This is a genomic window from Streptomyces noursei (genome assembly GCF_001646665.1).
Taxonomy (GTDB): domain Bacteria; phylum Actinomycetota; class Actinomycetes; order Streptomycetales; family Streptomycetaceae; genus Streptomyces; species Streptomyces lavendulocolor.
Window position 1 is genome coordinate 37825 of record NZ_LWBU01000071.1, and the last position, 6719, is coordinate 44543.

At 65.4% G+C, this 6719-nt stretch carries 3 protein-coding genes; 1 reads left to right on the top strand and 2 read right to left on the bottom strand.

Annotated elements, in window-relative coordinates; all coding sequences use genetic code 11:
- The first annotated feature begins 516 nt into the window (after nt 1-516).
- Complete coding sequence (locus tag A4V12_RS06525) at nt 517-1830, top strand: hemopexin repeat-containing protein (RefSeq protein WP_064068256.1); 1314 nt, start codon at nt 517-519, stop codon at nt 1828-1830.
- 334 nt (nt 1831-2164) lie between these two features.
- Here the strand turns inward: A4V12_RS06525 and A4V12_RS39695 are convergent, their stop codons facing one another.
- Nucleotides 2165-3346, bottom strand: a complete 1182-nt coding sequence (locus A4V12_RS39695) for a ParB/RepB/Spo0J family partition protein (protein WP_350498000.1) — start codon at nt 3344-3346, stop codon at nt 2165-2167.
- Nucleotides 3343-4590 (bottom strand): ParA family protein, encoded by a 1248-nt coding sequence (locus A4V12_RS06535; RefSeq protein ID WP_064068258.1) that lies wholly within the window; start codon nt 4588-4590, stop codon nt 3343-3345. Before A4V12_RS06535 ends, A4V12_RS39695 begins: the two co-directional genes overlap by 4 nt.
- Between the last annotated feature and the right edge of the window lie 2129 nt (nt 4591-6719).

Genomic DNA, 6719 nt, shown 5'->3' on the forward strand with positions numbered 1-6719 from the left:
AACCCCGGCGTCGAACCGAGCAACTTCTTCAAGACGCTGACCCGGATCCTCGACATCTGACCTGAAGGTCCCGCGCAGACACGAGGCAGTGCGCCTCGACCGCCCGCGCGGGACCGCACCATCCGAGCGACCAATTAGGGGCACCTCGGCTTCTCAGCGACACCAAGCCCCGGGGTGCGCCTCTGCTGGAGACACCCATGAGACTCAAACTCCCCCTCCAGGGCTCGATCGACCGAGCCATCCCCTACAGGCCCTTCTTCGTCAAGTCCCCCTACAAGGAGGACGGCGTCATCAAATGGCAGCAGCAAGAGGTCGGAGGACAAAACAGACACGACCCGGGTGACCCAGGACCCTGCGTGGATCCAGAGCAGTGCGACGACTCCGTCGCTGGCGTGCCCGAAGGCGAGGCGCTGTAACTCGTCTCTCGACAGATCAGTCAGCTGTCACCTCAAAGCACCGGCCGCGGCCAGGAGCCAGCGACAACAGTCCGCGGCCAAGCAGAAGCCGGGAGGAACTGTGTCCGCGCTGAAGTCCGCCATAGCCTGGCCTAACGACAAGGTCTACCTCTTCTTCGACAACAACCGCTACGACAGGTACGACGGGATCACCGGCAACCTCGAAGCCAGTGACAGGCCCATTGCCGCATGGGACGGGCTGGCCACATCGCCCGACGCCTTCGTCTGGTGGGGAGCGGGCAAGGCCTACGCCTTCCTCGGTTCTACGTACGTCCGGTACGACGAGCCCAAGGATCGCGTCGACCCCGCATACAGGCCGCCGGACGGCCACCCCCTCCCCCTGGCTCCCAATTGGCCCGGCCTCCCCGATGGGTCACGCGGCGGCATGAATTGGCAGGCCGGCATCGACGCGGCGATGAACTGGGGGACGGGCAAGCTCTACCTCTTCAAAGGCGATTCCTACCTCCGCTACGACATCACTGCCGACCGGGTCGACCCCGAGTACCCACGAAAGATCGCCTCAGCCTGGCCTGGGGTCTTCACGGCCAACTTGGACGCCGCCGTCTACCCTGGGGGGCGCTTCGCCTACTTCTTCCGCGACGACACCTACCAGCGCTTCGACGTGGATGAAGACCACGTAGACGAAAGCGGCGCCCTCTCGACGTTCCACCCCACCACACCCGCAGGAGCGCTCCAGCCCGCGAGACTTCTCACGGCCGCCCAAGCCAACGGGCTGACGGCGGACCTGCTCCGGCGCGGCAAGCTCACCCTCAAAAGCCCACCCTTCGTGGACAGCCCTGCAGGTGTCGTCTCCCCCAAGCCCGACCAGCGCATCGCTGTGAAGCCCGCACGGATCGATGGCATCCGCTACACCAACGAGATCGCTCCTAGCGCCGACGTCATGGACAACATCGACCAGCGGATGCTCATCGCGCTCTACCGGCTCACCAGGTGGCTCAACGCGTCGGCACCGGACATCGCGGAGGTTCTTCACCTCGGGATCGGCCACGGTTCGGGACCGCCTAATGACTGCCACAACCAGGGGCGCGCGCTCGACTTCTCTGGCCTACGCGGCAAGGTAGCCGGGACCTCGTTCCACAGGTCAGTACAGACGCACTGGGGCTCCCTGCCCAACGGACCCAGCGTGCGGATATCGCCCTCCGTCGACCCTTTGACCTTCTCCCTCTTCTCCACCGCCTTCCGGTACGCGACGTTCGAATGTGAGGCCAACGGCATCGGCGTCGGAAACAAGTGGCCCATGCCGGACCTCGGAGACTCGGGATTCGTGATCTACCCCGACTATGGAGGAGACCCCCAGCTGCGCGCGGCTCACCAGAACCACATCCACATGCAGGTAGGACGCACACGGGCATGACCTGACCAGCGAGACACAGGCTCATCGCTCGGCAGACAAGGACCTTGTGGCTGCTGCGCGGAAAGGACAGCGGGGACCGGCCAGCCAGCTCCAGGGAGTGACTGGGCCCTCAGACATGGCCTTCAGAGCTCCTGGGGAAAGCACCCGCCGCGGTCCTGCGACTACCTTCATACCGGCCCTGTCAGACCGGGGGAGGGGCTGCCCAGTAGCCCTTCCCCTGACAGGCTGTGAACGCGCTGATCCGGTCACGGCTTCCTCCAGGGGGCGCCCGGGCCGGTGAATCTCACGGGCTCGAAGATCTTGCGACTGCCCAGGCCCAGCGCCCCCACCCCTGCTAGGTCGCCAGGAGATCTGCCACCCGGCGCAGGATCGCTGACAGGTCGCGACGGTGTTCAGGCCGAAGACCGCGACCGAGGTCCTCAGCTACCTCCTCCACACCGCTGGCCACCTGGAAGTACCGCTGCAGCATGGCGCTGCGCTCCTCCCCGTTGAGGTGACCGCGCGCGTAGTCCATGAGGGCTGCGCCGTCGTTCGGCACTGGGGGAGTGGCTTCTAGCGGCTCGTCGGATGCCTGAGCTTCAGGTCGTGGCTCCGGAACGGGCGCTTTGGGAGTCGTGATGACACTGCCGACCGTAGGGCCGGACACCGCGGTTCGGACTGGTTGGCTGGGAGCGTTGTCGGGTTCAGGGTTATCACGGCGTGATAGGTCGCTGGGTGCTTCGGAAGGCTGCGCTGGTGCTTCGCTGCTGGGCGTCGGAGCGGGCTCGGGGTTATCACGGCGTGATAGGGCGCGGTTGGCTGCGGCCTTGTTCTGCCTCGCCTGGGCTCGCGCGTCGGCCTTCTCCCGCTGTTGTTCAGCGGTGAGGTTGGAGAGGTTGCGGACGTCCTCGACCGTTCTGCGGCCGGCGACGAGGTCGGCTTGGAGGGAGGGATCGAGGTCGAGGATGGAGAGCTTGGAGGAGATGGTTGACTGGCCGATCCCGAGCCTTTTGGCTGCCTTGTTCTGGGAGCCGTAGAACTCGACCAGTTTCTTCAGGGCGTGTGCTTGCTCGAGGGGGTTCATGTCGTCGCGGTGGACGTTGGCGACGAAGGCGGCTTCCAGGAGGGACTCGTCGGTGGAGACGAGGTCGTTGTTGATGGATACCCGGATGGTGTCCACGCCCGCACGGCGTGCGGCTTCGAGTCGGCGGTGACCGTCGATGACGATGTAGCGGGCGCCGTCGTCCACGTCGTTGGTGCGCTGTGGGCGCTCGGCGAGGTAGGCGTCGAGGGTGGCTACCGTGATGGCATTGACTAGGCCGATCTCGCGGATGCTGTCAGTCAGTCCGTCGAGGTCGCGCAGTGCCTCGCGGGGGTTGTCCGGGTTTTGGCTGATCAGGTGGAGGCTGAGTTCCGTGGGGTCGGGTACGCCGGCCGTGGGAGCTCCGGTTGCGGCGCCGATTGCGGCTCGGCGGGCGCTGATGGGCCGTGCCTGGGCGAACGACGCTCCGGCACCGAGGTTTTTGGCCTTGCTCACTTGCTGATCTCCCGGGCGAGGGCTCGGAGGGCGACGGACTGCTCGCATCGCGGCGCGTAGGCGAGCAGGGGCTGCTTGGCGCGGACGGCTTCCTTCTGTTCCTTGAGGTCACCGATGACGCCGACTACACGGGGATCCTTTATGTCCATCCAGGACTGGAGGGAGGAGGTGGCGATGTAGCCGCGGCGGGCGTCGTAGTGGTTCACGACCAGGCCGAGGTAGTCGACGTCGAGGGCGAGGTCGTTACGCATGTCCTCGATCTGGGAGGTGAGCAGCCCGTAGGCGTCGGCGCTGCTGTCCTCGGCTTGGACGACGATGAGGACACCGGAATTGCCGGGGACTTCCTGGGGGCGCCTGCGTCCGTAGTAGGTGGCGGCGTCCATGCTGAGGCCGAGGCTGGGCGGGCAGTCGATGAGGATGACGTCGTAGTCGGCTTCGACTGCGTTGAGGGCCCGCTCGAGAGCTGCCTCCCGGGCGCGTACGGATGCGAGGCGTACGTCGAGGAGGAAGGCGTCGGCGCATGCGGGCAGGAGGTGCAACCGTCCGCTGAAGCGGTCCCCGTCGATGGGGACGATGAGGTCGCTGAGGTCGCCCTTCGCGTCCCCAGCCATGTGGTTGGTGAGGGAGTCACCATCCATGGGCAGGGGTTCGTGGCCAAGCTGCTTGGTCAGGTGGCCCTGCGGGTCGAAGTCCACGAGCAGGACGCGCTGGCCGAGTCCGGGCAGGTCCTCGAAAGCGAGCGGGTCGTTCGTGCGGTCGTCCTCGTCGAGAAGGGCAGCGAAGTGCTTGGAGACGCGGACGGGCACGAGGCTCGTGGAGTCCTCTGCCAAGGCCTCTCCGGTCCCGGCCGTGATGGCGGTCTTTCCAACTCCGCCCTTCTGGTTGCAGACGACGATGCGTCGCACGATCTCCGGCCGCTTCACGGCGGGGGAGGGGTGGCTGTCGAGCCAGACCTGCACGGACTGGGCAAGTCCTTGGATGAGAGAGACGCCGCGGCTCTTGCAGTCTGCGCGGAAGCCGGACCACTGCTCGGCGGGCAGGAAGGTCGCGAAGGATTCGGCGCCCGAAGTATCGATGGGGGAGAGGTTGGATCCCAGTCCCCGCCAGGCGGTGATGCCGGCTTCGACGGCTTCCTGCATGTCGATGCCATGTTGTACGGCACGGACCTTGAGTTCTTGGCGGAGCCAGGAGGGCAGCTTAGAGACGACCTTCTCCCGGTCGCCCCTGGTGTCAGGTGACGTCATGCAAGTCACTGTACTAACGTCAAGCGCTGACTGACACGTTGACACGTTAGTTAGCTTGCATTTGATGCTTTCGGGTTATCACGCCGTGATAACCCGTTGAGCGGCAGCTGCCACCGATGGGGCCTATCACGGCGTGATAGGCCCGCTCGACTCGAGTCGCAAGACCTCCGCAACTAGACGGCGGATCCTCGACGCCGGCCGACCCAGGCAACGAGCACCGTAGGCCACCACCGGGGCGGAGCCATCACGGCGTGATAGCCGCTCTAGCAACTGACCGGTGGGGGAGTGGGCCCCTGCTTTGTGGGGGTCATGAAGGTTCGGTCCTCCATCTGATCCCTCGTAGGGCACCGCAGCCATCGCCAGCAGAGGGCCACCGGCCATGGGGGGTGGGGGTACCTATCCCGCCGTGATAACCCAACCGGTCAGAGGTCGTCGACGTAGGGCGGCCACAGCGGGCCCCGGAAGCAACGGCGGGGGCACGCGACCACCAAGCTCGGGAGCTCGGCCGATGGAGCGTCGTTCAGAATGGTGCTTCCCGAGCGGCCCTGGGCTATCAGAACGTCGGGGTTGTAGCGGTCTGAAGCGGGCTTCGATGGGTTGGCCCAGAAAGCTTAAGTCGGGGTTCCGCGCAACCCGAGTTGTTCCGCGCCATCCCAACCTCCTCATCCACCAGTTCGTGCAGGCGGAGTGGTCCTCGAGGACCACCGGGAGCTGTGGCCCGGGGGCTGCCCGGATCGAACGCAAGCACAACCAAGGGGGGATCGAGCGCGCTACGTCCAGGGACGAAGCGCGACAGCATTGCGACGGCAGCAATAGCTGCCAGGACTATGCCGTCCCCTAGCAGCCTGGCGGCCCAGCTGCGCCCGATACGGCCGCTGTTCGGCGCTTCACCTGACATACCCGAGGGTCAAATCCCGTGTACGGCCTCCTGGCGGCCTGTCAGCGCCTCCAAGGTCCGGACACACCAACTGCTGGCAGATCGGCCGCCCAAGACCCAACTCTGGGCGTCGCATATCTGTCATACATGAGGTTTTGTCCAGTTTCTCGAATCAACCAAGCGAAGTTGCGAGAACCCACGCGCACGTGGGCTTATCACGCCGTGATAGGCCCACGGCAGTGGGAGGCGGACCGTGGGCCGTCCAGCACGGCTACCCATTAGCTGCGGGCAGCGGGCTTCTGCTGCACCTCAGCCCCAGCGGAATAGCGCTGCAGCCAAGGCACCCCGTCCAGTCGGGTCTAGTGAGGCTTGCCCCCTGTTTGGTTTGGCGTTGGCCTGCTGGCGGGGGATCGGCCGTACATACAGTTGTCGGTGTCGTTGCCCGTATTGGCCTATCACGGCGTGATAGGCCAGCCGGGAGATCCCGTGCTCCCTACGGTGGCTCTGCTTCCTGTCGCTTGGGCGCTCGAGCCGTCGCCAGCCGCAGGCCGCAAGTCCTTATCAGCAATTGCGCCTGTGGGGGAGTGGGGGCTGGCGAGCTGTCGGGTGCCGGGAAACAGCTTCGGCCCCGCCATATGGCGGGGCCGAAGCGTGTCTCGAAGAGCGAGGGGAGGTTGTTAGTTGGTCGTCCTCCACATGCGGAAGAGCCGGTGTCCGGTATGGCCTAGCGCGACGATCGTGAAGATCGTGAAGATGACAAGCTGCACGTGGTCGAGGGCATCGCCATCGTTCCGATCAAGCGTTGTCACGCCTATCAGGACCCACACGCCCCACGTCTTCCATACAGGCCACTTGTCATCGTCAGGCATCAGAAGCGTCCTCTCCATGACCTGTACGTGTATCGAGGCCAGTACCGCGGCGTGAAGGAGTTGTAGGCGTAGGCCAGTCCGTTCCACGCGAAGCGCTTGGTGTGGCGGTACACGTTGCGTCCATACCAAGCGGTGTCACTGACCCCAGCGACGCCAAGTACGCTCCACCCGCAGCTCGCGGCCCCACGCCACGAACGCACGCAACGCCGTGAGTTACGGAGCTTGACGGCACGTCGGATACTCGACACTCGTCCAAAGCTCGAGACTCCGACTCCGAACATCACGGCCGAGTGCAGCATGTCAGCGCTGGCATGGCGCTGCCGATGCTTGCGCCACTTACGCACCCAGGAGACGGGGTTGTACCAGCGTTTGCCGTCGAGGTC